22 protein-coding genes are annotated in these 23450 nt (G+C 71.0%); 14 read left to right on the top strand and 8 right to left on the bottom strand.

Annotated features, from left to right (window positions below):
• Positions 1 to 27: 27 nt before the first annotated feature.
• A complete protein-coding gene (gene groL, locus ACWPQI_RS16470; protein ID WP_040272379.1) occupies positions 28 to 1644 on the top strand; it encodes a chaperonin GroEL in 1617 nt (538 codons plus the stop codon).
• A 111-nt stretch (positions 1645 to 1755) separates the two neighbouring features.
• On the opposite strand, the gene ACWPQI_RS16465 is transcribed toward groL, so the two are convergent.
• Complete coding sequence (locus tag ACWPQI_RS16465; RefSeq protein ID WP_010595567.1) at positions 1756 to 2049, bottom strand: WhiB family transcriptional regulator; 294 nt, start codon at positions 2047 to 2049, stop codon at positions 1756 to 1758.
• 500 nt (positions 2050 to 2549) lie between these two features.
• Between ACWPQI_RS16465 and ACWPQI_RS16460 the strand changes: the two genes are divergently transcribed.
• From ACWPQI_RS16460 to ACWPQI_RS16450, 3 genes are all read left to right on the top strand, one after another.
• Positions 2550 to 3392, top strand: a complete 843-nt coding sequence (locus ACWPQI_RS16460; protein ID WP_010595566.1) for a hypothetical protein — start codon at positions 2550 to 2552, stop codon at positions 3390 to 3392.
• Positions 3393 to 3513: 121 nt separating this feature from the next.
• Complete coding sequence (locus ACWPQI_RS16455; protein ID WP_010595565.1) at positions 3514 to 4092, top strand: sigma-70 family RNA polymerase sigma factor; 579 nt, start codon at positions 3514 to 3516, stop codon at positions 4090 to 4092.
• Positions 4085 to 5128, top strand: a complete 1044-nt coding sequence (locus tag ACWPQI_RS16450; protein WP_268965464.1) for an anti-sigma-D factor RsdA — start codon at positions 4085 to 4087, stop codon at positions 5126 to 5128. The genes ACWPQI_RS16455 and ACWPQI_RS16450 overlap by 8 nt, the downstream gene beginning before the upstream one ends.
• Before the next feature lie 67 nt (positions 5129 to 5195).
• Here the strand turns inward: ACWPQI_RS16450 and ACWPQI_RS16445 are convergent, their stop codons facing one another.
• Positions 5196 to 5606, bottom strand: coding sequence for a DUF5319 domain-containing protein (locus ACWPQI_RS16445; protein ID WP_003938028.1), 411 nt, complete (start codon positions 5604 to 5606; stop codon positions 5196 to 5198).
• A 274-nt stretch (positions 5607 to 5880) separates the two neighbouring features.
• Between ACWPQI_RS16445 and guaB the strand changes: the two genes are divergently transcribed.
• The 4 genes from guaB to guaA all read left to right on the top strand — a co-directional run bounded on the left by guaB (position 5881) and on the right by guaA (position 12190).
• A complete protein-coding gene (gene guaB / locus ACWPQI_RS16440) occupies positions 5881 to 7404 on the top strand; it encodes an IMP dehydrogenase (RefSeq protein WP_048773501.1) in 1524 nt (507 codons plus the stop codon).
• An 87-nt stretch (positions 7405 to 7491) separates the two neighbouring features.
• The gene (locus tag ACWPQI_RS16435) at positions 7492 to 8631 is read left to right on the top strand and encodes a GuaB3 family IMP dehydrogenase-related protein (protein WP_048773467.1); all 1140 of its coding nucleotides are present in this window, start codon (positions 7492 to 7494) and stop codon (positions 8629 to 8631) included.
• Positions 8632 to 8836: 205 nt separating this feature from the next.
• Positions 8837 to 10570 carry an FAD-dependent oxidoreductase gene (locus ACWPQI_RS16430; RefSeq protein WP_474738394.1) on the top strand — a complete coding sequence of 578 codons (1734 nt, stop codon included), beginning with the start codon at positions 8837 to 8839 and terminating at the stop codon, positions 10568 to 10570.
• A gap of 48 nt (positions 10571 to 10618) precedes the next feature.
• Positions 10619 to 12190: a glutamine-hydrolyzing GMP synthase gene (guaA, locus tag ACWPQI_RS16425; RefSeq protein WP_102031313.1), complete on the top strand. Its 1572-nt coding sequence runs from the start codon at positions 10619 to 10621 to the stop codon at positions 12188 to 12190.
• 60 nt (positions 12191 to 12250) lie between these two features.
• On the opposite strand, the gene ACWPQI_RS16420 is transcribed toward guaA, so the two are convergent.
• Positions 12251 to 12487, bottom strand: coding sequence for a hypothetical protein (locus tag ACWPQI_RS16420; protein WP_010595558.1), 237 nt, complete (start codon positions 12485 to 12487; stop codon positions 12251 to 12253).
• Positions 12480 to 13841, bottom strand: coding sequence for a PspC domain-containing protein (locus ACWPQI_RS16415; protein ID WP_140188720.1), 1362 nt, complete (start codon positions 13839 to 13841; stop codon positions 12480 to 12482). Before ACWPQI_RS16415 ends, ACWPQI_RS16420 begins: the two co-directional genes overlap by 8 nt.
• 133 nt (positions 13842 to 13974) lie before the next feature.
• Between ACWPQI_RS16415 and ACWPQI_RS16410 the strand changes: the two genes are divergently transcribed.
• Positions 13975 to 15249: an ATP-binding protein gene (locus ACWPQI_RS16410; RefSeq protein WP_010595556.1), complete on the top strand. Its 1275-nt coding sequence runs from the start codon at positions 13975 to 13977 to the stop codon at positions 15247 to 15249.
• Positions 15246 to 15908: a response regulator gene (locus ACWPQI_RS16405; protein ID WP_010595555.1), complete on the top strand. Its 663-nt coding sequence runs from the start codon at positions 15246 to 15248 to the stop codon at positions 15906 to 15908. The genes ACWPQI_RS16410 and ACWPQI_RS16405 overlap by 4 nt, the downstream gene beginning before the upstream one ends.
• A gap of 7 nt (positions 15909 to 15915) precedes the next feature.
• Here the strand turns inward: ACWPQI_RS16405 and ACWPQI_RS16400 are convergent, their stop codons facing one another.
• From ACWPQI_RS16400 to ACWPQI_RS16390, 3 genes are read right to left on the bottom strand one after another with little or no spacing between them, the layout of a single operon-like run.
• Positions 15916 to 16401, bottom strand: a complete 486-nt coding sequence (locus tag ACWPQI_RS16400; RefSeq protein WP_059174393.1) for a hypothetical protein — start codon at positions 16399 to 16401, stop codon at positions 15916 to 15918.
• Positions 16398 to 17465, bottom strand: coding sequence for a DNA polymerase III subunit beta family protein (locus tag ACWPQI_RS16395; protein WP_474738393.1), 1068 nt, complete (start codon positions 17463 to 17465; stop codon positions 16398 to 16400). The genes ACWPQI_RS16400 and ACWPQI_RS16395 overlap by 4 nt, the downstream gene beginning before the upstream one ends.
• A gap of 39 nt (positions 17466 to 17504) precedes the next feature.
• Positions 17505 to 18698 (bottom strand): serine/threonine-protein kinase, encoded by a 1194-nt coding sequence (locus tag ACWPQI_RS16390; RefSeq protein WP_026137517.1) that lies wholly within the window; start codon positions 18696 to 18698, stop codon positions 17505 to 17507.
• A gap of 163 nt (positions 18699 to 18861) precedes the next feature.
• Between ACWPQI_RS16390 and ACWPQI_RS16385 the strand changes: the two genes are divergently transcribed.
• Genes ACWPQI_RS16385 through ACWPQI_RS16375 form a run of 3 tightly spaced genes read left to right on the top strand, consistent with a single transcriptional unit; the run spans position 18862 to position 21983 of the window.
• Complete coding sequence (locus ACWPQI_RS16385) at positions 18862 to 19647, top strand: hypothetical protein (protein ID WP_026137516.1); 786 nt, start codon at positions 18862 to 18864, stop codon at positions 19645 to 19647.
• Positions 19644 to 21212 carry a DNA polymerase Y family protein gene (locus tag ACWPQI_RS16380; protein WP_474738392.1) on the top strand — a complete coding sequence of 523 codons (1569 nt, stop codon included), beginning with the start codon at positions 19644 to 19646 and terminating at the stop codon, positions 21210 to 21212. Before ACWPQI_RS16385 ends, ACWPQI_RS16380 begins: the two co-directional genes overlap by 4 nt.
• A 15-nt stretch (positions 21213 to 21227) precedes the next feature.
• Complete coding sequence (locus ACWPQI_RS16375; RefSeq protein ID WP_026137515.1) at positions 21228 to 21983, top strand: alpha/beta fold hydrolase; 756 nt, start codon at positions 21228 to 21230, stop codon at positions 21981 to 21983.
• 23 nt (positions 21984 to 22006) lie between these two features.
• On the opposite strand, the gene ACWPQI_RS16370 is transcribed toward ACWPQI_RS16375, so the two are convergent.
• Positions 22007 to 22309 (bottom strand): nucleoside triphosphate pyrophosphohydrolase, encoded by a 303-nt coding sequence (locus tag ACWPQI_RS16370; RefSeq protein WP_010595548.1) that lies wholly within the window; start codon positions 22307 to 22309, stop codon positions 22007 to 22009.
• Positions 22310 to 22341: 32 nt separating this feature from the next.
• Between ACWPQI_RS16370 and ACWPQI_RS16365 the strand changes: the two genes are divergently transcribed.
• Positions 22342 to 23442 carry an HNH endonuclease gene (locus ACWPQI_RS16365; RefSeq protein ID WP_099528003.1) on the top strand — a complete coding sequence of 367 codons (1101 nt, stop codon included), beginning with the start codon at positions 22342 to 22344 and terminating at the stop codon, positions 23440 to 23442.
• The last annotated feature ends 8 nt before the right edge of the window (positions 23443 to 23450 follow it).

Genomic DNA, 23450 nt, shown 5'->3' with positions numbered 1-23450 from the left:
CCTTCGTTCCAGGAGTAGTCGGAGAACATGTCCAAGCAAATCGAGTTCAACGAGACCGCGCGGCGGGCACTCGAGCGTGGCGTCGATCAGCTCGCCGACGCCGTCAAGGTCACCCTCGGCCCGCGTGGGCGGCACGTGGTGCTCGCCAAGGCGTTCGGCGGCCCGACCGTCACCAACGACGGTGTCAGCATCGCCCGGGAGATCGAGCTGGAGGACCCGTTCGAGAACCTCGGCGCCCAGCTGGTCAAGAGCGTGGCCACCAAGACCAACGACGTCGCCGGTGACGGCACCACCACCGCCACCGTGCTCGCCCAGGCCATCATCAAGGCCGGCCTGAAGAACGTCGCGGCCGGCGCCAACCCCATCGCACTCGGCAACGGCATCGGCCGGGCCGCCGAGAAGGTGTCGGAGGCGCTCCTTGCCGCCGCCACCCCGGTCGAGGGCAAGGAGGCCATCGCCCAGGTCGCCACCGTCTCCTCGCGCGACGAGGAGATCGGCGCCATGGTCGGCGAGGCCCTGAGCACCGTCGGCAAGGACGGCGTCGTCACCGTCGAGGAATCCTCGACGCTGCAGACCGAGCTCGTCGTCACCGAGGGCGTCCAGTTCGACAAGGGCTTCCTGTCGCCCTACTTCATCACCGACATCGACGCACAGCAGGCGGTGCTCGAGGATGCCGTCATCCTCCTCTACCGCGACAAGATCGGCTCCCTGCCCGATTTCCTGCCGCTGCTCGAGAAGATCGCCGAGAACGGCAAGCCCGTCCTGATCATCGCGGAGGACGTCGAGGGGGAGGTGCTCTCCACCCTCGTGGTCAACTCCATCCGCAAGACCCTCAAGGCCGTCGCGGTCAAGGCGCCGTTCTTCGGTGACCGCCGCAAGGCGTTCCTCGACGACCTCGCCGTCGTCACCGCCGGCACCGTCATCAACTCCGACGTCGGGTTGACCCTGAAGGATGCCGGTCTCGACCTGCTCGGTTCGGCCCGCCGGGTGGTGGTCACCAAGGACAGCACCACGATCGTGGACGGTGCCGGTACGCAACAGGACATCGAGAACCGCGTCGCGCAGCTGCGTCGCGAGATCGAGGCCACCGATTCCGACTGGGACCGGGAGAAGCTCGAGGAGCGGCTCGCGAAGCTCTCCGGCGGCGTCGCGGTGATCAAGGTGGGTGCAGCCACCGAGACCGACCTCAAGGAGCGCAAGTTCCGTGTCGAGGACGCTGTCAACGCCGCCAAGGCCGCGGTCGAAGAGGGCATCGTGCCCGGTGGTGGTTCGGCGCTCGTGCAGGCCGCCCGGGAGCTGGACGCGCTCGAGAACTCGCTCTCGGGTGACGAGGCCACGGGTGTCGCCGTGCTGCGCGCCGCGCTCGCGGCCCCGCTGTACTGGATCGCCGCTAACGCCGGCCTCGACGGGTCGGTCGTGGTGAACAAGGTGTCCGAGGCCCCCGCCGGGTCCGGGTTCAACGCAGCCACCCTCACCTACGGTGACCTGCTCGCCGACGGTGTCGTGGATCCGGTCAAGGTGACCCGGTCCGCGGTCGTCAACGCGTCCTCGGTGGCGCGGATGGTGCTGACCACGGAGAGCGCCGTCGTCGACAAGCCGGAGGAGGCGCCCGAGGCCGGTCACGGCCACGGTCACGCTCACTAGCGAGCCGGGTGCCCGGCCGCGGAGTCGGCCGGGTACCCGGGAACTGCGAAGCCCCGCACGGAACAATCCGTGCGGGGCTTCGTCGTCTCGTGGTGTCGTCCGGCGGGCCGGTCAGACCGCGATCCGCCGTCGTCGGTGCCGCGCGTACATCTCCCGTTCGGTCTCGGACATGCCGCCCCAGATGCCGTACGGCTCGGACACCGCCAGAGCGTGCTCCCGGCACTGCACGAGCACCGGGCACTGCCGGCACATCTCCTTGGCCCGGCTCTCGCGCTGCGCCCTGGCCCGGCCGCGCTCACCGTCCGGGTGGAAGAACATCGAGGAGTCCACCCCACGACACAGTCCGTGCATCTGCCAATCCCAGACGTCCGCGTTCGGTCCGGGCAAGTGGTGTGGTGCAGGCATGGGTACTCCTTTGCAGCGTGCTCGCCCGAGGCGAGCGGACCGTGGGCGGAAGGTCTTTCCCCCCAAAGCAGTTGTTCAGGCTTCGTAACCGTAAAGGTGGCGAGGAAATGGAGTCAACACTTTCGCGGAGTGGCAATTTCCATATCCCGATCTGCGAGAATTAACCGCCGAAATATTTACATCGTGGCTGATCCGTGATTGTGTCCTGAGGGTGTGCGCCTCCACGGTGCGTGCCGTCCTCCGGTTCCCGGAATGGCCCCGATCAGGGACTATAGGCCCTGCGCTGGGTGCCGGAAGGCATCCGTCCGGTTCGCCGGGGCCGAAAATTGCCACGGCGTGCGCATCTTTCGTACCGACACCGTGTCTGTAATTAACAAAACGTAAACCGGATGTTCAACCGGCCGAAGCACGGAAGTAATTGATGCGCCGTCGGTGCATATTTCTCGGAATGCACTCCACCTCCCCGCCGGACGGAGGCGAAGGGGTGCGATCATGGCCTCGTGCCCGTCACCGCCCTGCCGTCCGACACGTCCACGCTCGCCTCGGCGGCATTCGGTGCCCGGCCGGACCTGTTCCCTCTCCCGCCCGGCGGGGATCGCGTCGCGTCGTGGCACCGGGCCGTCGCCCTGGGCGGTCAGGGTCGCTACGCCGCCGCCCGCGCGGAGCTGACCCGGCTCCGCCGCGCCACGGGTCCGGACGGAGCGCTCGCGTCCCTGGCGGCGAGCACCGAGGCGTCGCTGCTGCGTCAGCTCGGCCGGCACCGCGAGGCCGCCGTCCTCGACGGACGGGCGGCCGCGGCGCTCGCCGACGCCCCGCGGTATTCCTCGTGGACCGTCGAGGCTCGGTGCGACGCCCTCACGGGGCTGGCGGCGGACGCGCTCGGGTGCGGCCGGATCCGGCCGGCCGTCCGGCTGCTGGACCGTTGCGCTGCCGCTCTCGACGCCGCCGAAGGCGTGCACGGCGCGGTGTTCCGGCGCCAGCGTGTGCGCCTGCACTGGGTCTGCGCGGAGACTGCCCTGGCCTCCGGGGACTTCGCCACCGCCCGTCGGCGTTCGGCTGCGGCCGCGGCCGAGGCCGAACGCAGCGGCTCGGTCCGGCACCTGGTCAAATCCGATCTGCTGCGGGCCGCCTCGTGGACCGGGGAGTCCGATCTCACGCCCGCCCGGGACCTGTGCCTCGACGTACTCGACCGTAGTACCGCGCTCGGTCTGGTCCCGCTGCGCTGGGCGGCCGCGATGCTGTGGGACGGGCTCGGGGGCGGGGAGGCGGCTCGGCGCGTGCGCGACGAGTCGGCGGCACTCGTCGTCCGGCGCGGTGGGAGATTCGCAACGATCCGGGTCTAGAAGCCATCCGTGCGTCCGTTCCGTCCGGTCGTGTCGCTAGTCTGGGGATGTTCCACTGCAAGTGGAAGCACACCCGGCCGGGGGGTCGTGTCACTTTGTAACGCCAGGACTTGCGCAATCGATGACTGTCATGGGTGAGGAGTTGGACTCCGCTGTCGCTGCGGCTGCGCAGGGAGATCGGACGGCCCTCGCTCAGGTTCTGAGAACCATCCGGCCCTTGGTCGTCCGGTACTGCCGGGCACGGGTCGGAGCCGCGGAGCGTGGCCAGCTCTCCGCGGACGACGTAGCGCAGGAGGTGTGCCTGGCCGTGATGACGGCGTTGCCGCGGTATCAGGACCAGGGACGCCCCTTCATGGCATTCGTGTACGGGATCGCGGCACACAAGGTCGCCGACGCGCACCGCAGCGCCGCCCGCAACCGGGCGGATCCGGTCGCGGAGGTACCCGAGTCGATGTCGCTGGACGACAGTCCGGAGGAGCAGGCGCTCAATGCGGAGACGAGCCGGCAGATGAAGCAGCTGCTGGGCACGCTTCCGGAGAAGCAGCGGGAGATCTTGGTCCTGCGGCTCGTGGTGGGCCTGTCCGCGGAAGAAACGGCAGCAGCGGTGGGAAGTACGGCAGGGGCCATTCGAGTGGCGCAGCACCGTGCCATCGCCCGACTGAAGAAGGAAGTGACGAGAGCAGGTGAGAGAAATGGGTAGGAAGCACGGCGCGGATGACGATTTCTTCGCCGATCTCGCCGACGACGGCACCCCCGTGGACATTGCGGCCGTGCGCCGTGACGACGCCCTCATCGACGCGATCTCCGGGGACGGACCGGTGCCCACCGAGACGACCGAGGAATACGAGCTCGCCACCCTTCTTGCGGGCTGGCGTGCCGAGATCCTGGCCGATCCGCTTCCTTCCGAGCCGGATCTCGACGAGATCGTCGCCGCGGTCAACCGGGAGATCGGTGCCCGCGACGCACTCGCCGAGCGCCGCTCCCGCGCCCGCACCCAGCTCCGCCTGATCCGGCCCATCGCCGGCGCCGCCGCCCTGATCGCCATCGCCGTCGGTGGTGCGACCGCCGTGTCCTACCAGGCCGAACCCGGCGACCCGCTGTGGAGTGTCAAGCAGGTCGTCTTCAGTGAGCAGGCCGAGTCGACGGTCGCCCGGATCGACACCGCCTCCACGCTGCAGGAGGCCGAGCAGCGGCTCGCCGTCGGCGACACGGAAGGCGCGCAGGAACTGATCCAGTCGGCGCAGCAGCGGTCCGGATCGGTCACCGACGCCGGCCAGCGGGACCAGCTGGGTGACTGGGTGCAGCGGCTCACCACCGAGTTGAGCAAGCTCCTTCCGCCCCCGCCTCCGCCCGTGCTGCCCGCGCCCCCGGTCCAGTCGACGCAGGTGATTCCCGCGCCGGTGCCGACCACTCCGACGACCCCGTCGACCGTGGACCCCACCATCGCCGGTACGACACCCGGTACGGGAACGGTCCCCCCGGCGACGTCCACTGAGGCACCCGGCGTCGATCTGGTGCCGCCGTCGTCGCAACCGGCACCCAGTCCGGAACCGTCCCCGGTCACGCCGCCCCCGTCCACCGAGCCGACGAGCGCACCGGTGACCCCGGAGCCCACTACCGCGCCGACGGCGGCGCCGACCACGACCCCGTCGGCGTCGGCACCGGCGCCGTCCACCTCGCTCGAGCAGCAGTCGATCAGCCAGACGATCACCGCGGTGCCCGCACCTTCGGAGTAGCCGTGACGGGAAGGGCCCGCCTGGACATTCGTCCCGGCGGGCCCTTCCCGTGGTGCGGAGGCTTCTTCTAGGAGTCGAGGCCGTACGGGTCGACCGGCAGTGCCTCGTTCATCGACGCGTCCGCGTAGCCGCGGCAGTAGTCCCATGTCACGTAGGCATCGGGGGAGGGATCGTAGGCCGGCTCGTGCGGCCGGACCGTACCGTCGACGAGCAGCTGCAGCAGGTTCGCCCGCAGCATGTCCCAGTCGTGGTAGTGATCCTGATGGCAGTCCTCGCAGCACACCACCAGGCCGCGGACGCCACGTGGCGACAGCAGCGCTTCGTACACCGCGAGGTCGGCAAGATCCTCCTCGACGGCCAGCCGCTCGGCAGGGTCGAGCGGCTGACCCGGCTCGATGGCGTCCAGTGCGGCGGACGGATCGTCGGGATCTCCAGCGAATGGGTCCGGTGGCAGACCGGGAGGCAACTGATCACGCACGACTCCACGGTACGCAGTCCGACGGGGTCCGCGCCAGCCGTCACACCGTGGACTTCCCGCGGAGCTTCGTGTACGCGTGCGGATGCGCGTGTGTGCCGGTCCCGGTGAACCGATACGATAGTTCACGAGCAGGGCACCGTTGTTCGGAGCGTCCGGGAACGGTGCGCACCGCTCGCACCATTGTCTTTCACGACATTGTGTTCCGTAATCACCGAAGCCGGGCAGGGGCCACCCGCCCGCACCGTATCGACGCGTCATGGAGGGTCCGAACCGCATGAGGAGTACCGGAGGGCACGTGCATACCGGCGGTGACGACCCCGACAAGGTCGCCATGCTGGGTCTGACCTTCGACGACGTGCTGCTGCTTCCGGCCGCGTCGGACGTCATCCCGAGCCAGGTGGACACGTCGAGCCAGTTGACCCGGGACATCCGCCTCCGGGTTCCGCTGGTCAGTTCCGCGATGGACACCGTCACCGAGTCGCGCATGGCCATCGCGATGGCCCGCGCCGGTGGCATGGGCGTCCTGCACCGCAATCTGTCCGCCGAGGCGCAGGCCGCGCAGGTCGAGACCGTGAAGCGGTCCGAGGCGGGCATGGTCACCGACCCGGTCACCTGCAAGCCGACCGCCACCCTCGCCGAGGTCGACGCCATGTGTGCGCGCTTCCGCATCTCGGGGCTGCCCGTCACCGACGACGAGGGTCAGCTCGTCGGCATCATCACCAACCGGGACATGCGGTTCGAGGTCGACCAGAACCGCCCGGTTGCGGAGGTCATGACCAAGGCGCCGCTGGTGACCGCGCAGGAGGGTGTCACCGCCGAGGCCGCCCTCGGGTTGCTGCGCCGTCACAAGATCGAGAAGCTGCCGATCGTCGACGGGCAGGGCCGCCTGACCGGACTTATCACCGTCAAGGACTTCGTCAAGACCGAGCAGCACCCCGACGCGACCAAGGACCGCGACGGCCGCCTGCTCGTGGGTGCCGCGGTCGGCGTGGGCGACGACGCGTGGACCCGGGCCATGACCCTGGCCGACGCCGGGGTGGACGTGCTCGTCGTCGACAGCGCCCACGGTCACTCCGCGGGTGTTCTCGGGATGATCGCTAAGCTCAAGGCCGAGGTCGGCGATCGGGTCCAGATCATCGGAGGCAACGTCGCGACCCGGGCGGGTGCCGCAGCGCTCATAGAGGCCGGCGTGGACGCCGTGAAGGTCGGCGTGGGTCCCGGCTCCATCTGCACCACCCGCGTCATCGCGGGTGTCGGCGCGCCGCAGATCACCGCCATCCTCGAAGCCGTCGCCGTCGCCAAGCCCGCGGGCGTCCCGGTCATCGCCGACGGCGGCCTGCAGTTCTCCGGCGACGTCGCCAAGGCGCTCGCCGCCGGCGCCTCCACGGCCATGCTCGGCTCCCTGCTGGCCGGCACGGCCGAATCGCCGGGTGAGTTGATCCTCGTCAACGGCAAGCAGTTCAAGAGCTACCGCGGCATGGGTTCGCTCGGCGCGATGCAGAGCCGGGGCGCGGGCAAGTCGTACTCGAAGGACCGTTACTTCCAGGACGACGTGCTCTCCGAGGACAAGCTGGTGCCCGAGGGCATCGAAGGTCGTGTGCCGTTCCGTGGTCCGCTGCAGCAGGTCACGCACCAGCTGATCGGCGGCCTGCGGGCAGCGATGGGCTACGCCGGTGCCGCCACCATCGAACAACTGCAGGAGGCGCAGTTCGTGCAGATCACGGCGGCGGGTCTGAAGGAGAGCCATCCCCACGACATCACGATCACGGCCGAAGCACCGAACTACGTGGTTCGGTAGAGCAGTGGTTCGGTAGAGCAAGAGTCCGCGATCGGCCCCCGCCGGAGTGTCCGGTGGGGGCATCTACCTGAGAAGAAAGGGACGCGCGTGCGCGACCTGGTTGAAATCGGCATGGGGCGAACCGCCCGACGCACCTACGAGCTGGACGACATCAACATCGTGCCGTCCCGCCGGACGCGCTCCTCGAAGGAGGTGTCGACGGCCTGGCAGCTCGACGCGTACCGATTCGACATCCCGCTGCTCGCCCATCCCACCGATGCGCTGGTCTCGCCGTCCTTCGCGGTGCAGCTGGGCAAGGCCGGCGGCCTCGGCGTCATCAACGGTGAGGGACTGTGGGGCCGGCACGCCGATGTCGATGCCGAGATCGAACGCCTCGTCGGCATCGCCGAGTCCGATCCGGACCCGGCAGCGGCGATCGCCCACCTGCAGAAGCTCCACGCCGCCCCGCTGCAGCCCGACCTGCTCGCTGCCGCGATCGCGCGGGTGCGCGATGCCGGCGTGACCACGGCCGTGCGGGTCAGCCCGCAGAATGCGCGGGCGCTGACTCCGCACCTGGTGAAGGCGGGCCTCGACCTGCTGGTCATCCACGGGACCATCATCTCCGCGGAGCATGTGGCGCACGGTGAGAGCGAGCCGCTGAACCTCAAGACGTTCATCTCCGAGCTGGACGTGCCGGTCGTCGCGGGTGGTGTGAGCGATCACCGCACCGCGCTGCACCTGATGCGTACCGGCGCGGCGGGCGTCGTCGTCGGCTACGGCTCGACGGCGGGCGCCACCACCACCAGCGAGGTACTGGGCATCGGCGTGCCCATGGCGACGGCGATCGCCGACGCGGCCGCCGCCCGTCGCGACTACCTGGACGAAACCGGTGGCCGGTACGTCCACGTCATCGCCGACGGCGACATCGAGACCTCGGGCGACCTGGCCAAGGCCATCGCCTGCGGTGCCGACGCCGCCGTGCTCGGTGCCCCCCTCGCGGTATCGGCCGAGGCTCCGGGCCGGGGCTGGTACTGGCCGTCGGCGAGTGCGCATCCGTCCGTGCCGCGCGGCGCGCTGCTGCAGGTCGCCTACGACGAGCGCCCGAGCCTGGACCGCGTGCTCACCGGTCCGTCCGACGATCCGTTCGGCTCGCTGAACCTGGTCGGCGGTCTGCGCCGTGCGATGGCGAAGTCGGGTTACTCGGACCTCAAGGAGTTCCAGAAGGTCGGCCTGACCGTCCGCGCCTGACCCGCCGCTACCCCCTTACCCGCTGTGGCCGAATGTCACATCGCGTCGATTCGATCGAAGCGGTGTGACATTCGGCCACAGCCGTTTCCGGCCCTCACCTGCGGTTTATGAAACTCATGGTTACAGTTAGGGCACCCTTGTGGCAATGGTCACAGCAAGCCCGTGCATACTGGTGAGTAACAACCAGCTTCATGGAGGTGTTTCGGTGGGTGAGCAGCGCGCGACGGACTACGACGTCCTCATCGTCGGATCGGGGTTCGGTGGAAGTGTGACGGCCCTGCGGCTCGTGGAGAAGGGGTACAGGGTCGGCATCCTCGAAGCGGGCCGGCGCTTCGCCGACGCCGACTTCGCGAAGACCAGCTGGGATCTCAAGCGATTCCTGTGGGCACCTAAGCTGGGGTGCTTCGGTATCCAGCGGATCCATCTGCTGCACGACGTCCTCATCCTCGCCGGAGCCGGCGTCGGCGGTGGCTCCCTCAACTACGCCAACACCCTCTACAAGCCCCCGGCTCCGTTCTTCGAAGACGGCCAGTGGGCACACATCACCGACTGGAACGACGAGCTCAGCCCCTTCTACGACCAGGCACGTCGCATGCTCGGCGTGGTGCAGAACCCGCACATGACCCCCGCGGACGAGATCGTCAAGTCCGTCGCCGCGGACATGGGCGTGGGCGACACCTTCATCCAGACCCCGGTGGGGGTGTACTTCGGGGAGCCCGGGCGTACCGTCGCCGACCCGTACTTCGGCGGTGTCGGCCCCGACCGCACGGGCTGCATCGAATGCGGCGAGTGCATGACCGGATGCCGGCACGGCGCCAAGAACACACTGCTGAAGAACTATCTCAGGCTCGCCGAACGGGCCGGCGCCGAGATCGTCCCCCTCACCACGGTCACCGGCCTGCGCCAGGCCCCCGACGGCACGTGGGACGTCGACACCGAGCGCACCGGCGCGTGGAAGCGGAAGAACCGTCGTACCTACACGGCCGGGCACGTCGTCCTCGCCGCCGGCACGTGGGGCACCCAGCATCTCCTGCACCACCTCAAGGACACCGGCGCCCTGCCGGAACTGTCCGACCGGCTGGGTCATCTGACCCGCACCAACTCCGAGTCGATCGTCGGCGCCGGGAAGATGAGCGTCGACCCGGACCTCGACCTCACCCGCGGTGTGGCGATCACGTCGTCGTTCCATCCCACTGCCGACACCCACATCGAGCCGGTCCGCTACGGCAAGGGTTCGAACGCGATGGGTCTGCTGCAGACGTTGATGACCGACGGCGGCGGCCGCACCCCACGCTGGCTGAAGTTCCTCGGCCAGGTGGTGAAGAACCCGGTCCAGATGGCCCGGATGCTCAGCGTCAAGGACTGGAGCGAGCGCACCATCATCGCCCTGGTCATGCAGAACCTGGACAACTCGATCGTCACCTACACCAAGAAGGGCTTGTTCGGTCGCCGCAAGGTCACCAGCCGGCAGGGCCACGGGCACCCCAACCCGACGTGGATTCCCGTCGGCAACGAGGCCACCCGCCGGATCGCCGAGAAGATCGACGGCGTCCCGGGCGGCACCTGGGGGGAGATCTTCAACGTCCCGCTCACCGCGCACTTCCTCGGTGGCTGCGTGATCGGCACCGATCCCGAGCACGGCGTCATCGACCCGTACCACCGCGTGTACGGATACCCGACGCTGAGCGTCGTGGACGGGGCCGCCGTCTCGGCCAACCTCGGGGTCAATCCGTCGCTGACCATCGCGGCGCAGGCCGAGCGCGCGGCGGCGCTGTGGCCGAACAAGGGGGAGCAGGACCTGCGTCCCGGCCAGGGGGAGGGCTACCGCCGGCTGGACCCGATCGCCCCGAACAAGCCGGTCGTGCCGGCGGGCGCTCCGGGCGCGCTGTCGCTGCCGATCGTCGAGGTTCGCACCGGGTCCGCGTCCGGCGTCGCCTGACCCGAACCGCCGTTCGTTGGACGAGGACCGGACCTCTAGACTGTTCGGGTGTCGCAAACCCAGCAGTCCAGGCCGGTCCTCGTCGTCGACTTCGGAGCCCAGTACGCGCAGCTGATCGCCCGCCGCGTCCGCGAAGCCAAGGTCTACTCCGAGGTCGTGCCGCACACCACGCCGGTGGAGGAGATCGAGGCCCGCGACCCGCTCGCCGTAGTGCTCTCCGGCGGCCCCTCCAGCGTCTACGCCGAGGGCGCACCGCAACTCGACCCGAAACTGTTCGACCTGGACGTCCCGGTGTTCGGCATCTGCTACGGCTTCCAGGCCATGGCCCAGGCGCTCGGCGGCACCGTCGCGCACACCGGCAACCGCGAGTACGGGCGCACCGAGATGTCCGTCACCGGGGGTGTCCTGCACGACGGACTGCCCGCGACGCAGCCCGTGTGGATGAGCCACGGCGACGGAGTCACCGCCGCGCCGGACGGCTTCGAGGTGACCGCCAGCAGTCCCGGCGCGCCCGTGGCCGCGTTCGAGGACCGCGCGCGCCGGCTCGCCGGCGTGCAGTACCACCCCGAGGTCCTGCATTCCCCGCACGGCCAGCAGGTGCTCAGCCGCTTCCTGCACGACATCGCCGGTATCCCCGCCGCCTGGACGGCCGCGAACATCGCCGAGGCCCTGATCGAACAGATCCGCGAGCAGGTCGGTGACGGGCGCGCCATCTGCGGCCTGTCCGGCGGGGTCGACTCCGCGGTCGCCGCAGCCCTGGTGCAGCGCGCCATCGGCGACCGGCTGACGTGTGTGTTCGTCGACCACGGCCTGATGCGCGAGGGCGAACGACAGCAGGTCGAGAAGGACTTCGTCGCCGCGACCGGGGCGAGGCTCGTCACCGTGGACGCCGCCGACACGTTCCTGCGGGAACTGGCCGGCGTGACGGATCCGGAGACCAAGCGCAAGATCATCGGCCGCGAGTTCATCCGCAGCTTCGAAGGTGCCGTCTCGGAGGTGCTCGGAGAGAACGCCGCCCACGGCGACACCGTCGAGTTCCTGGTGCAGGGCACCCTGTACCCGGACGTCGTCGAGTCCGGTGGCGGCACCGGCACCGCGAACATCAAGAGCCACCACAACGTCGGTGGCCTGCCCGAGGATCTGCAGTTCGCGCTGGTCGAGCCGCTGCGGCTGCTGTTCAAGGACGAGGTGCGGGCAGTCGGGCGCGAACTCGGCCTGCCGGAGGAGATCGTCGGCCGCCAGCCCTTCCCCGGCCCGGGCCTGGGCATCCGCATCATCGGCGAGGTCACCCGCGAACGGCTCGCGATCCTGCGTCGCGCCGACTCCATCGCCCGGGAGGAGCTCACGGCCGCCGGTCTCGACAAGCAGATCTGGCAGTGCCCGGTGGTGCTGCTCGCCGACGTGCGGAGCGTGGGCGTCCAGGGCGACGGCCGTACCTACGGCCACCCGATCGTGCTGCGCCCGGTCTCCAGCGAGGACGCGATGACCGCGGACTGGACCCGCCTGCCGTACGAGGCCCTCGAGCGCATCTCCACCCGCATCACCAACGAGGTGCCCGACGTCAACCGCGTCGTCCTCGACGTCACGAGCAAGCCGCCGGGCACCATCGAGTGGGAGTGAGACGCGGCTGCGCCCTTCGGATCGGATCCGAAGGGCGCAGTGCGTTCCGGGACGGTGCGGTCAGCGCTTCTTCTTGCCCGGCGCGAACACCAGGGCGGCGCCGACGACCACGGCGAGCGCGACGAGCAGCCAGCGGAACTCGACGTTCGCGAGCGGCTCGAGGGAGAACGGCCCGATCAGCGCCCATGCGCTGACGGCCAGCGCCGCGATCGCGGAGAGCAGCATCAGGATCGACGGGCCCCGTCGCCGGGCGCCGGACGTCGGCTCGGTGGGGTCGGTGTAGTCGGTGTCAGCCACGGCGCACCTCCGAGTTGCCGAATGCGGTGTCGAGATTCAGGGTCAGGACCGGTCCGCCGACGCCGTCGTCGCCGCCGTCGAGGCCTTGGATCGTGCACGGGTTCGAAGCCTGCTCGGTGCAGACGACGTCGACGTCGAGGTTCCGCGGCAGCAGGATCTCGGTGGCGCCGAATCGGGTCTCGACGGAGACGGTCTCGTCCTCGGTGAGTTCGAGTCCACGCAGGTCCAGTTGCAGAGCGCCCATCTGCACCGAGTACGCCGGTTGCAGTTCCGCGGCGGTGCGGGGCGAGTACAACTGTTCCCCCCACGACGAGGTGTCGATCGGTCCGACGAGGGAGGCGAGCACCACGAACCCGAGCAGGGGACCCGTCACCACCAGCAGTCCGTAACCGCGGTGCAGGAACGCCCCGACGAGCAGGCCGAGTCCGATCACCGCGAGCGCGATCGCACCGATCCGCGCGGGGGTGAGCCACGCGACCTCGCCGGCGGACGCCACCGCGCCTGCGGCCGCCGCGGCGAGCACCGCCAGGCCCAGCACGGTCGTGGTCAGCCGGGAACGCGGCTGTTTCGCGGGCACTACGGCCGTCGTGGGCGTCGGCTCGGGCAGGTCCCATGCGAACGGTGCGACACCGAGCGGATCCCACGACGGTGGCGTGGGGCGCTGCAGCAACGGATCCTGCGGGGGTGCCGGTTCCGGCCCGGGGGACTGCGCACCGGTCCGGGGTGATTCCGGTTCCGGCTTCGTCCAGAAGTCCGGGTCCGCCGGTGCGGGCCCGGGGGCGCCGGTGTGCTGCGCGAAGGGCGCCTGCTGGTACTGACTCTGCTGGTACTGACTCTGCTGGTACTGACTCTGCTGGTACTGACTCTGCTGGAACGGCGCCTGGAAGGGGTTCTGGGGGAACAGCTGCGGTGCCCCGGGCAGGACCGGTGGTTCCGGCCGGCGTTGGTACAGCAGCCACAGACCGCCGAGCATCAGCACCATGCTGACGAATCCGGAGCCGCCCACCCCGGCGCCCAGCGGACCGAAGGCACTCGCCGCGACGGCCAGCACCACCAGCAGCACCACGACCTTGGTGCTCGATTCGGAGCTCTGGCCGCGGCCGACGAGGGATTCGGCGGGGGAGACCTGATCGCCGTAGCGCGGCAGCAGCAGCCAGCCCGCCAGATACAGCACCAGGCCGGCACCGCCGAAGAAGGTGGACACGACGAACGCCACGCGGATCAGCACCGGATCCACGTCGTATCGCACGCCGATGCCCGCGCACACCCCGGCGACGTGGCCCTGTCGTGGCAGCCGGACCGGACGGGTGCGCCACATGTCCGAGAGCTGCTCGGGGAAGCTTCGCGTGTTCATGAACCACATCCTTCTGGACCGCCGCCCCGTCGCGCATCAGGGACCGACCCTGATTTCCGCGCCGGTGGGCGGTCGCCGGTTCAGGGTTCGTCCCCGATGCCCGGGACGGGGTAGGCGTGCCAGTATCGAAGGTATGCAGCCGGTTCCCTACCCACCCCTGCCCACCCCCCGCCTCGAGCGCCGGGTCGGTGGCCGGGTCGTGGGCGGCGTGGCCGGCGGTCTCGCCGACCATCTCGGGGTCGACGTACTCAAGGTGCGGGTGGCGTTCACGGTGCTGGCCGCGCTCGCCGGCCTGGGCATCGTCGCCTACGGGTTGCTGTGGGTCCTCACACCGCAGGGCTCGGACACCGAACCGCCGTCACCGACCGAACGGCGCCGGGCCCTGGGCCTTGCGGTCATCGGAGTGGGCCTGGCCGTGGGGCTTTCGTGGCTGCTCAACGGGGGCGTGGGCTCGGTGATCGCACCCGTCGTCGTGGTGGCGGTGGGCGCCGCGCTGGTCTGGCGCGAGTTCGACGCGGAGGGACCGCGTTCGGTGCTGGGCCTGCCCGCGCGCCCGACCGTGCTCACCTGGGCGCGGGTGGTCGGCGGCGCCTCGCTCATCGTGCTCGGGCTCGGCGTCGTGATCCTCGCGCAGGTCGACGTGGCGGCCCTGCGCTCGTCGGTGCTGGCGGTGCTGGTGACACTGGTCGGGGCCGGCCTGCTGTCGGTCCCGCTGTGGGTGCGGATGTGGCGCGCGCTGGAGGCGGAACGCGCCGCCCGCGTCCGCAACGAGGAACGCGAGGAGATCGCGTCGCACCTGCACGATTCGGTGTTGCAGACGCTCGCCCTGATCCAGAAGCAGGCGGACGACTCGCAGGAGGTGCTGCGCCTCGCACGCAGCCAGGAGCGCGAGTTGCGCCGCTGGCTGTTCGGCGGTGGCGAGACCCCGCACACCAGCCTGGCCGAGGCGCTGCGCACCATCGCCGGCGAGGTGGAGGATCAGTACGGGGTGTCGGTGGCGCCGGTGATCGTCGGCGACGCGGTACCCGGCGACGACGAGGACCTCACCGCCGAGTCGTTCACCGCCCTGCTCGGTGCCACCCGGGAGGCACTGGTCAACGCGGCCAAGCATGCGCGGGTGGACAGCGTGGACCTGTTCGTCGAGGTCGAACCCGAACAGGTGAGTGTCTTCGTCCGGGACCGCGGCGTCGGCTTCGACGAATCCGCGGTTCCGGAGGACCGGCAGGGCCTGGCCCGTTCGATCCGGGGCCGGGTGGAGCGTCGCGGCGGCCGGGTCGTCGTGCGCTCGAACCCCGGCAAGGGCACGGAGATCCGCATCCACATGCCCCGTGCCGGTACCGGAGCGGAGCGCACGACGACCCTAGAGTGGGAGGGCACCGACGCCCGTTCAGAGGAGCAGCCCACTTGACGTCACTCGACGCCTCCCGCCGTTTCCGTGTGTTCCTGGTCGACGACCACGCCGTGTTCCGGTCGGGGGTGCGCGCCGAGCTCGGGCGGGAGGGCGACATGGAGGTCGTCGGCGAGGCCGGCACCGTCGCGGAAGCGGTCGCGGGAATCGACGCCACCCGCCCCGACGTGGTCCTGCTCGACGTCCACATGCCCGACGGGGGTGGGGTGGCGGTGCTCGGACGGATCGCCGACGGGCCGGTGTGCCTGGCGCTGAGCGTGTCCGACGCCGCCGAGGACGTCATCGCCGTGATCCGGGCCGGCGCCCGCGGGTACGTCACCAAGACCATCTCGGGAGCCGAACTGGCCGACGCGGTGCGACGGGTCGCCGGCGGGGACGCGGTGTTCAGCCCGCGTCTGGCCGGTTTCGTCCTGGACTCGTTCACCGGCCGCTCGAGCGTGCCGGAGCCGCCGCTCGACCCCGAACTCGATTCCCTCACCCCTCGCGAGCTCGAGGTGCTGCGCCTGCTCGCGCGCGGCTACACCTACCGCGAGATCGCCGAGGAACTGGTGATCTCGGTCAAGACCGTCGAAACGCACGCGTCGAACGTGCTGCGCAAGACCCAGCAGTCCAACCGCAACGCCCTCACCCGGTGGGCGCACCGGCGGCGGATCGACTGACCGGAGTTCAGTGCGTGGGCAGGCGCGCGGTCGAGCCGGTCGCGAGTGCCGCGGCGACGTGCTCGATCCCCGCGCGTACCGTGCGGCCGTACCCGTCCTCGGGCAGGATGTCGACGCAGTCGCGGGTCGCCGTCAAGTGCTCCGTGGCTACCGCGAAGGACCCGAGACGCCGGTAGTCGTCGGCGAGATTCAGGTGCAGCGACGGCTGGAAGGCCCGCACCTGCAACGCGGCGTCGTGCCGGGCGAGCCGGTCGTCGTCGAGGGCCGCGGCCGCGTCGAGGGCGCGGAGGTCCCAGGTGAGGGAGACGGCGGGATCGTCGTACAGATCTGCCAGGTAGTGGGCCAGGGCGCAGCGGTGCAGGGGATCGCCGTGCGGCCCCACGCTCGCCCACAAGGCCACCAGCCGAGTCCGGGCGGTGGGGTCGTCGCCGGAGCGGGCGGCTGTGACCGCCTCGGTGACGGCGGCCATGATCGGGTCGGGATCGGTGGTCACGGCCGTTCCTCCCGGCGGACGGGCATGGCCAGCGTGGTCAGGTCCCCGGCCGCGGCGGAGCGGATCACGACGGGCCGGTCGTAGGAGGCGATGTCCAGCAGCACCTCCGGTCCGACGGCGGTGTCGAGGGCGGCTCCCAGCCCGTCCCGGTCGAAGGCGAGATCCAGGTCGGCGCCGGTGACGTCGGCGGGCAGCACGCGGTCGTGCCCCCGGTGGCCGACGGTGAGTGCCGTCGCCCGCACGCGAAGGTCGATCGGGCCGGCCGCAGCGTCGCGCACGGCCCCGGCCAGGGCGTCGCGGTGCACGATCGCCCGCGTGACCGGCGGGGCGAGGGCGCCGAGCATGCTGCGGTAGTCGGGGAAGGTTCCGTCGACGGCCGGGCAGCGGTGCCGCTCACCGTCGGCGCCGGTGAGGGTGAGCGCGCCCGAGTCGTCGAGAGCCAGGCCGACGTTCTCGTGTTCCCGCAGCCACGTGGCGGTCCCGCGGAGCGCGGAGCTGTCGGCGACGGTGCGGAACGGGTCCCCGGTGCGGGCCGCGGCCGTCACCGAGCCGGTGGTCAGCCGGTAACGGTTCGTCGCCGTCAGGACCACCGCCCCGGCCTCCACCTCGACGAGAACGCCTGTCAGGCAAGGAATTTCCGGATCCATGGCGACGGACGGAAGAACGCGTTCGACGGTGCCGGCGAGGAGCCGGCCCGGCACGACGACCGCCAGCGGTGCCGCGAAGGCGGTGAGGCGGGACTTGACGTCGGAGGCCAGCCGGGTCGCGCGCTCGGCCCGGCGATGCAGTTCGGCGACGTGTTCGTCGAGCAGCGCGGCACCGGACTCGGCATCGCCGTCGAGGATCCGGCCGACATCCTCGAGCGGGACGTCGAGTTCGCGGAGCTGACGGATCGTCACCGCTCGTTCGCGTTGGTCGACCGTGTAGTACCGGTAGCCGGTGACGGGATCGACCAGGGCGGGCACGAGCAGCCGGCAGTCGCCGTAGAACCGCAGCGCTCCGGGGGTGAGCCCGCTGAGCCGGGCCATGATGCCGATCGTGATCAGGTCTGGGGAGGGGGTCACGGCACCATCATCGAGCTTCGGCCGACCCGAAGGTCAAGCTCAGCTGACGGCGACCGCGACGATCAGGGCCACGATCAGCGCGAGAACGATCACGGCCACCATGACCGCCATCGCCATCGGCGCGAACGCGACGACCTTCTCCCGTGTGGTGCGCGGCGGGGGGCCGGTGGGCTGCAGCCGGCGCAGCAACTCCGCGGGGCGGGGTACGCCCCGCAGCGAGACGGGCTGGGGAGCGGCGGGCAATCCGGTGAGGGTGCCGCCGGCGCCCGCGGTGCGCCGGGATCCCACGACGGGGGCGGTGGCGCGCCGCGCCCACACGGGGACGGTTCCGTCGGCGGACAGGATCGGACGGCCGCGGAGCAGTTCCGGGTCGGCGTCGGCCCCGAGGACGACCGCGGCGAGACGATCCCGGGCCTGCTCCATCGTCGGGCGACGGGCGGGGTCGGGTTCCAGCATCGCGAGCAGGACGTCGGTCAGTGGGCCCGTGCGGGTAGGCGGGATGATCTCGGCGCGGGCGACACGGTGCAACAGGGCGATCGAGTCGGGATCGATGCCGAACGGCGGCTGACCCTCGATCGCGGTGTAGAGGGTCGCGCCCAGGGAGAAGACGTCGCTGGCCTCGGTGGGATCGCTACCGCGGGCCACTTCGGGTGCGAAGAAGGCAGGGGTGCCGGTGATCACGCCGGACCGGTCGTGGTCGCCCTTCGCGCGGGCGATGCCGAAGTCGCTGATCTTGACCGTGCCCAGCTCGCGGCCGCGCTCGGCGACGAGGATGTTGCCCGGCTTGATGTCGCGGTGCACGATCCCGGCTGCGTGGGCGGCGGCGAGCGCATCGGCGACGTGTGCGCCGATCTGCGCCACCTCGAGCGGCGGCAGGGTGTCGGCGATGTTCATCACCTGGGCGAGGCTGCGGGAGGGAAGATGCTCCATGACCAGCCACGGCTCGCCGGAATGGAGGGCGACGTCGTACATCGCGATCGCGTGCTCGTGGGTGAGGCGGGCGGCGATCCGGCCCTCACGCAGCGTGCGGCGGCGGATCTCCTCGGCGGCCCCCGTGGGCAGGCCCACGGTCGAGGTGACCTGTTTGACGGCCACGTCCCGATCGAGCAGGGTGTCGTGGGCGAGCCAGACCGCCCCCATGCCACCGCCGCCGAGTTTGGAGACGAGCCGATAACGTCCGGCCACCAAGTGATCCGGGCCGACGACGCTTGCCGCTCGCTCCTGTTCCGACACCTTCACGAGGGTAGTGGATGCCGCGGGGGGCAGCGCTTGACGGGCGCCCCCGGAATCGGGTCTACTGAAGCTGTTCGAATACATGTTCGAACAACCGCGTCTTCCCCGCGGTTTGTCGGTGGGCCGTGTTATACGCGGCCGGCGCAGGGCGAGGGGAGTTCGTGTGGGCGAGGTGGCCGAGTTTCGGGTCGAGGGTGGGTCGCAGGATCCGGTGGGTCCTTCCCGGCAGGAACGGCTCGAGGCGTTGCGTCGGCAGATCGCCGCGATCCCCGCGAGGGGGGAGAGCGCCCGTCCCCGCCCGGCAGAACCCGCCGCGTCTCCGGTGCCGGCCGATCGGTTGCTCCCGGTGCCCGAGCCTCTCGCCCGGCTGCTCCCGGACGGCGGCCTGACTCGTGGATCCGTCGTAAGCTTTTCGGGAGCAACGTCTTTGCTGCTCGGTGTGCTGGCCTCGGCCACCGCCGCCGGTGGGCATGCCGCCGTCGTCGGCCATCGCCGCCTGGGTCTGCTGGCTGCCGCCGAGATGGGGGCCGAGTTGAGCCGGATCGCGCTGATCCCCCACCCGGGGCCGGATCCGGTGGAGGTGGCCGCCGTCCTGCTCGACGGCATGGACCTCGTCGTTCTCGGTCTCGGGGGCGTCGTGGTGCCGCCGTCGCGGGCCCGGGCGGTGGTGGCTCGGGCCCGGAGCAAGGGTGCAGCCCTGGTGGTCACCGACGGCCGGTGGGACGGAGCGCACGTGCGGCTCGAGGCTGCGGTGCACGGTTACCGGGGGCTGTCGGCCCCGGCCCGGGGCAGACTGTGCGGTACCAGGTTCTCCGTGCGTGCCCAGGGACGGTCCTTCCAGCCTCGGTCGGCGCGAATGGACCTGTGCGCCGGTCGAACCGGGGTGGAGTGGCGGCCGGGCGGACCGGCGCAGGTCGGCAGTCCCCGGCCTGCCGAGGTGGCGCTGTGAGCGAACCCCGCCCGGCCCGGGTGGTGGCCCTGTGGTGCCCGGACTGGCCGGCGATCGCTGCCGCCGCGGCCGCCGACCTGCCGCCGACGGCACCGGTGGCGGTGATCTCGGCCAACCGGGTGGTGGCCTGTTCCGCACCGGCCCGGGCCGCCGGCGTGCGACGGGGCCTGCGGCGCCGGGAGGCTCAGGCTCGGTGTCCGGATTTGTATGTTGCCCAGGATGATCCGGGTCGCGACGCGCGGTTGTTCGAACCGGTGGCGGCGGCGATCGATGCGACGGCGCCGGGCGTGGAGGTGCTGCGTCCCGGTCTGGTGGTGCTCGCCGCGCGCGGCGTCGTGCGCTGGTTCGGTTCCGAGGAGGCGGCGGCCGAGCGGCTGATCGACGAGGTGGCCGCCACCGGCGTCGAATGCCAGGTCGGGATCGCCGACGAGTTGTTCACCGCGGTGCTCGCCGCCCGCCACGCCCGCCTCGTCCCGCCCGGAGGGGACGAGGAATTCCTTGCGCCTCTGAGTATTTCGGAGATCTGTCTGGAGCCGTCCCTGGCGGCCCCGGAGCGCGTCGACCTGGTGGACCTGCTGAAACGGCTCGGTCTGCGCACGATCGGGGCGTTCGCCGCGCTGTCGCCGACCGACGTCGCCTCCCGCTTCGGCCCGGACGCCGTCGCCGCGCACCGCGACGCACGGGCACGGCCGCAACGGCCGCCGTCCGGTCGTGCCCTGCCGCCCGATCTGGTGGTGGAACGTCCCTGTGATCCGCCGCTCGAACGGGTCGACTCGGCCGCCTTCGCCAGCCGGGCACTTGCCGCGGTGCTGCACACCCGGCTGGCCGCGGCGGGCGTGGCCTGCACCCGGCTGCTGGTGGCCGCCCGCACCGGCAACGGTGAGGAATTGGCCCGGACGTGGCGCTGCGCCGAGCCGCTGACCCCGGACGGCACCGCCGATCGGGTGCGCTGGCAACTCGACGGCTGGCTCACCGGGCACAGTGCAGCCCGCCCCACCGCCGGGATCGTCCTGCTGCGGCTCGAACCGGTGGAGGTGGTGGCGGCGGGATCGTTGCAGCTGGGTTTGTGGGGCGGAGTCGGCGACGAGGACGAGCGGGCCCGGCGCGCCCTGGTGCGGGTGCAGGGACTGCTCGGTGCCGATTCCGTGTTGGTGGGGGTGCTCAGTGGTGGACGTGGCCCGGTGGAACGGGTGACCCTCGTGCCGCTGGGGGAGGAGTCGGTGCCGGCGACGGATCCGTCGGCGCCGTGGCCGGGCCGGCTACCGCCGCCCGCCCCGGCTGTGGTGCTCACCACCCTGCCTCCCGTTGCGCTCGAGGATGCGGCGGGCACCCCGGTGACGGTGACCGAGCGTGGTCTGCTCAGCGGCGATCCCGACCGGCTGAGCTGGGGCAGCCGCAGCTGGCGGGTGCGCGGGTGGGCCGGGCCGTGGCCGGTGGACGAGTACTGGTGGGATCCGGCGGCGGCGCGGGCGGTGGCACGGCTGCAGGTGCGGCTCGAGGAGTCCCGGGCCCTGCTGGTGATCCACGTCGACGAGCACTGGCATGTGGAGGGCGTCTACGAGTGAGTACGCTCGATGGACGTGGAGACCAGTGTGCTGACGGCCGCGCCGAACGGGGTGGCGATCGCCTACCGGGATTCGGCTCCCAGGACGGGCCACCACCCCGTGCCGGTGCTGCTGGTGCACGGGATGGGCGGCGACGGCCGCACGTGGGACCGGTTCGCCCGGTCACTGCTCGCGGCCGGCCGGCGGGTCGTGGCGGTGGACCTGCGCGGCCACGGACGCAGTGCCCGTGCCGCGTCCTACCGTTTCGACGAGTTCGGCGCCGACGTGCTCGGGCTCTGCGAGCACCTGGGCCTCGAGACGGTCGACCTCGTCGGGCACTCCCTCGGCGGGCACACCGGATCCCTCGTCGCGCAGCAGCGCCCGGGCCTGGTGCGCCGGCTCGTGCTCGAGGAGGCCCCGCTGCCGCTGCGTCCGGGCGATCCGCCGCCGGTGCTCGGTGGGCGTCTGCCGTCGCCGGGCGAACTGTGGCACGCCTCGACGAGCCTGCTGCGCAATCCGCGCGCGACCTTCGCCTTCGACCGCTCCATGACCGGCTCGGCCATCACCCAGTTCCGCGCGCCGAATCCGATGTGGTGGGAACGTCTTGCGCAGATCACCGCGCCGACGCTGATTCTGCGGGGCGGGCCCGGCAGCATGGTCGATCCGACCCGGCTCACGGCCGCGGTGGACGTCCTCGGCGACGTCGCGGTCCACGACTTCACCTGTGGCCACAGCATCCACCGCGACCGGCACCGCGAGTTCGAGGCCACTGTGCTGCCGTTCCTCACCTGAGCACTCGTTCCGCAACGACAGAGCTATTCCAGCCAGATGCGGCGATCGAAGCCGCCGCGTTCGGCGCGCTTGGCGGCAGCCGCGGCAACCACCTCGTCCGCGGTGATCCCGAATGCGGAGAGCGCAGCCGTGAACACCTCGTGCATGTCGGCGAGTTCGCCGAGCCGCTCGTCGTCGCCCCGCGCGTGCCGGAGTTCGTGCGCTTCCTCCACGAGTTTGTCGAGCAGGGCGCAGCGGTACTCGTCCCGATCGAGTACCCGAGTGTGCGCCACCCGACCGTCGGCTTCGATGATCTCGGGAATCCGGTCGCGGACCAGCTTGCCCATCGTGGTTCCTTCCGCTGCGCTACCGTCGCGGGGTGGACGGTACCGGACCACCGACGGATCCTCTCGCGCTCGGTCAGCGCGTCGTCGCCGTCCTCGAGACCGGTGCGCGCACCGCCACCTACAAGCTGGCTGTCCTGTCGGCGCTGGTCGGCTTCTGCGTCGAACACCTGCCGGCGGACCCGGCCGCGGCGCTCGACGTGCCGATCGACGCGCTCGCCGAGCGGGTGATCGACCTGTACTGGCCCCAGGTCCGCCCGTTCGACGGGCATCGGCTCCGGCAGTCGTCGCAGCCCAGGGCTCGGATCCTGACGGCCGTGGAGGCACTGCGCGGCGCTGTGAACGCCGACGGGGTGGCCGGTCTGTCCCGCGCGAGATCGCGGAAGCCGGACCTGTACCGCGAGACCGTCGCGGAGGTCGCGCTCACGCTCGCGCAACAGCCGCTGTACCGGCTGCAGCGGGTGCCGGGCGGACGCGGTGAACCGTTCCTCTACGACGACTCCTGGCTGCACTCCGGGATCACCCGGGCGGCGATCGTCCGGCACGGCGGCGCGATCCGTCTGTTTCCGGGAGTTGCGGCGGCCCTGGCGCGCCTGTCCGGTCTGCTCACTCCGACTCTGGAGATCCTGTGGGTACAGGACGTGCGCCGGTACAACGCCTTTCTCGACGTTCCCGACATTGCGGGGCACCTGTTCGGTCGCGAGCGCGTCTCGCTCACGAAGCCCCGGGTGGCGCTTCGTGAGGCGTTCGGGGCGCGTTGCTTCTATTGTGCGGCAATACTTTCCGAGGGTAGCCCGGTCGACCACGTGCTACCGTGGTCCCGGGTACCCCTCGACGGACTGGCGAATCTCGTACTCGCCTGCGGAAGGTGCAACACCGACAAGCGGGACTCGCTGCCCGCACTCGCCCACACCGAACGGGCGTTGAGTCGGGATCGCGTCGTTCTCGAGCAGCTCGCCGCCGACATCGGCTGGCCGACCCAGTACGACCGCACCCTTGCCGCCGCCCGGGGCCTGTACCGCAGCTCACCCGCGGGCACGCCGACGTGGCAGAGCCGTTCGCGGACCGGGACGTGGGACACGGTTTTTCCGCCCGGATGGGTGGTCTCGGCGGTGCCGGAAACCGGGTACGCATGAACTCGATC

It is taken from the genome of Rhodococcus sp. LMD, from assembly GCF_056108245.1.
Note: the sequence above shows the minus strand (reverse complement) of the source record. Positions and strands in the feature narration are given on the sequence as shown.

Excerpts from the sequence above, each read along its gene's own strand:
- guaB (WP_048773501.1), top strand. The coding sequence starts at position 5,881 with ATGAGGAGTACCGGAGGGCACGTGCATACCGGCGGTGACGACCCCGAC.
- ACWPQI_RS16465 (WP_010595567.1), bottom strand. The coding sequence starts at position 2,049 with ATGCCTGCACCACACCACTTGCCCGGACCGAACGCGGACGTCTGGGAT.
- ACWPQI_RS16415 (WP_140188720.1), bottom strand. The coding sequence starts at position 13,841 with ATGAACACGCGAAGCTTCCCCGAGCAGCTCTCGGACATGTGGCGCACC.
- ACWPQI_RS16450 (WP_268965464.1), top strand. The coding sequence starts at position 4,085 with ATGGGTAGGAAGCACGGCGCGGATGACGATTTCTTCGCCGATCTCGCC.
- ACWPQI_RS16410 (WP_010595556.1), top strand. The coding sequence starts at position 13,975 with ATGCAGCCGGTTCCCTACCCACCCCTGCCCACCCCCCGCCTCGAGCGC.
- groL (WP_040272379.1), top strand. The coding sequence starts at position 28 with ATGTCCAAGCAAATCGAGTTCAACGAGACCGCGCGGCGGGCACTCGAG.
- ACWPQI_RS16455 (WP_010595565.1), top strand. The coding sequence starts at position 3,514 with ATGACTGTCATGGGTGAGGAGTTGGACTCCGCTGTCGCTGCGGCTGCG.
- ACWPQI_RS16370 (WP_010595548.1), bottom strand. The coding sequence starts at position 22,309 with ATGGGCAAGCTGGTCCGCGACCGGATTCCCGAGATCATCGAAGCCGAC.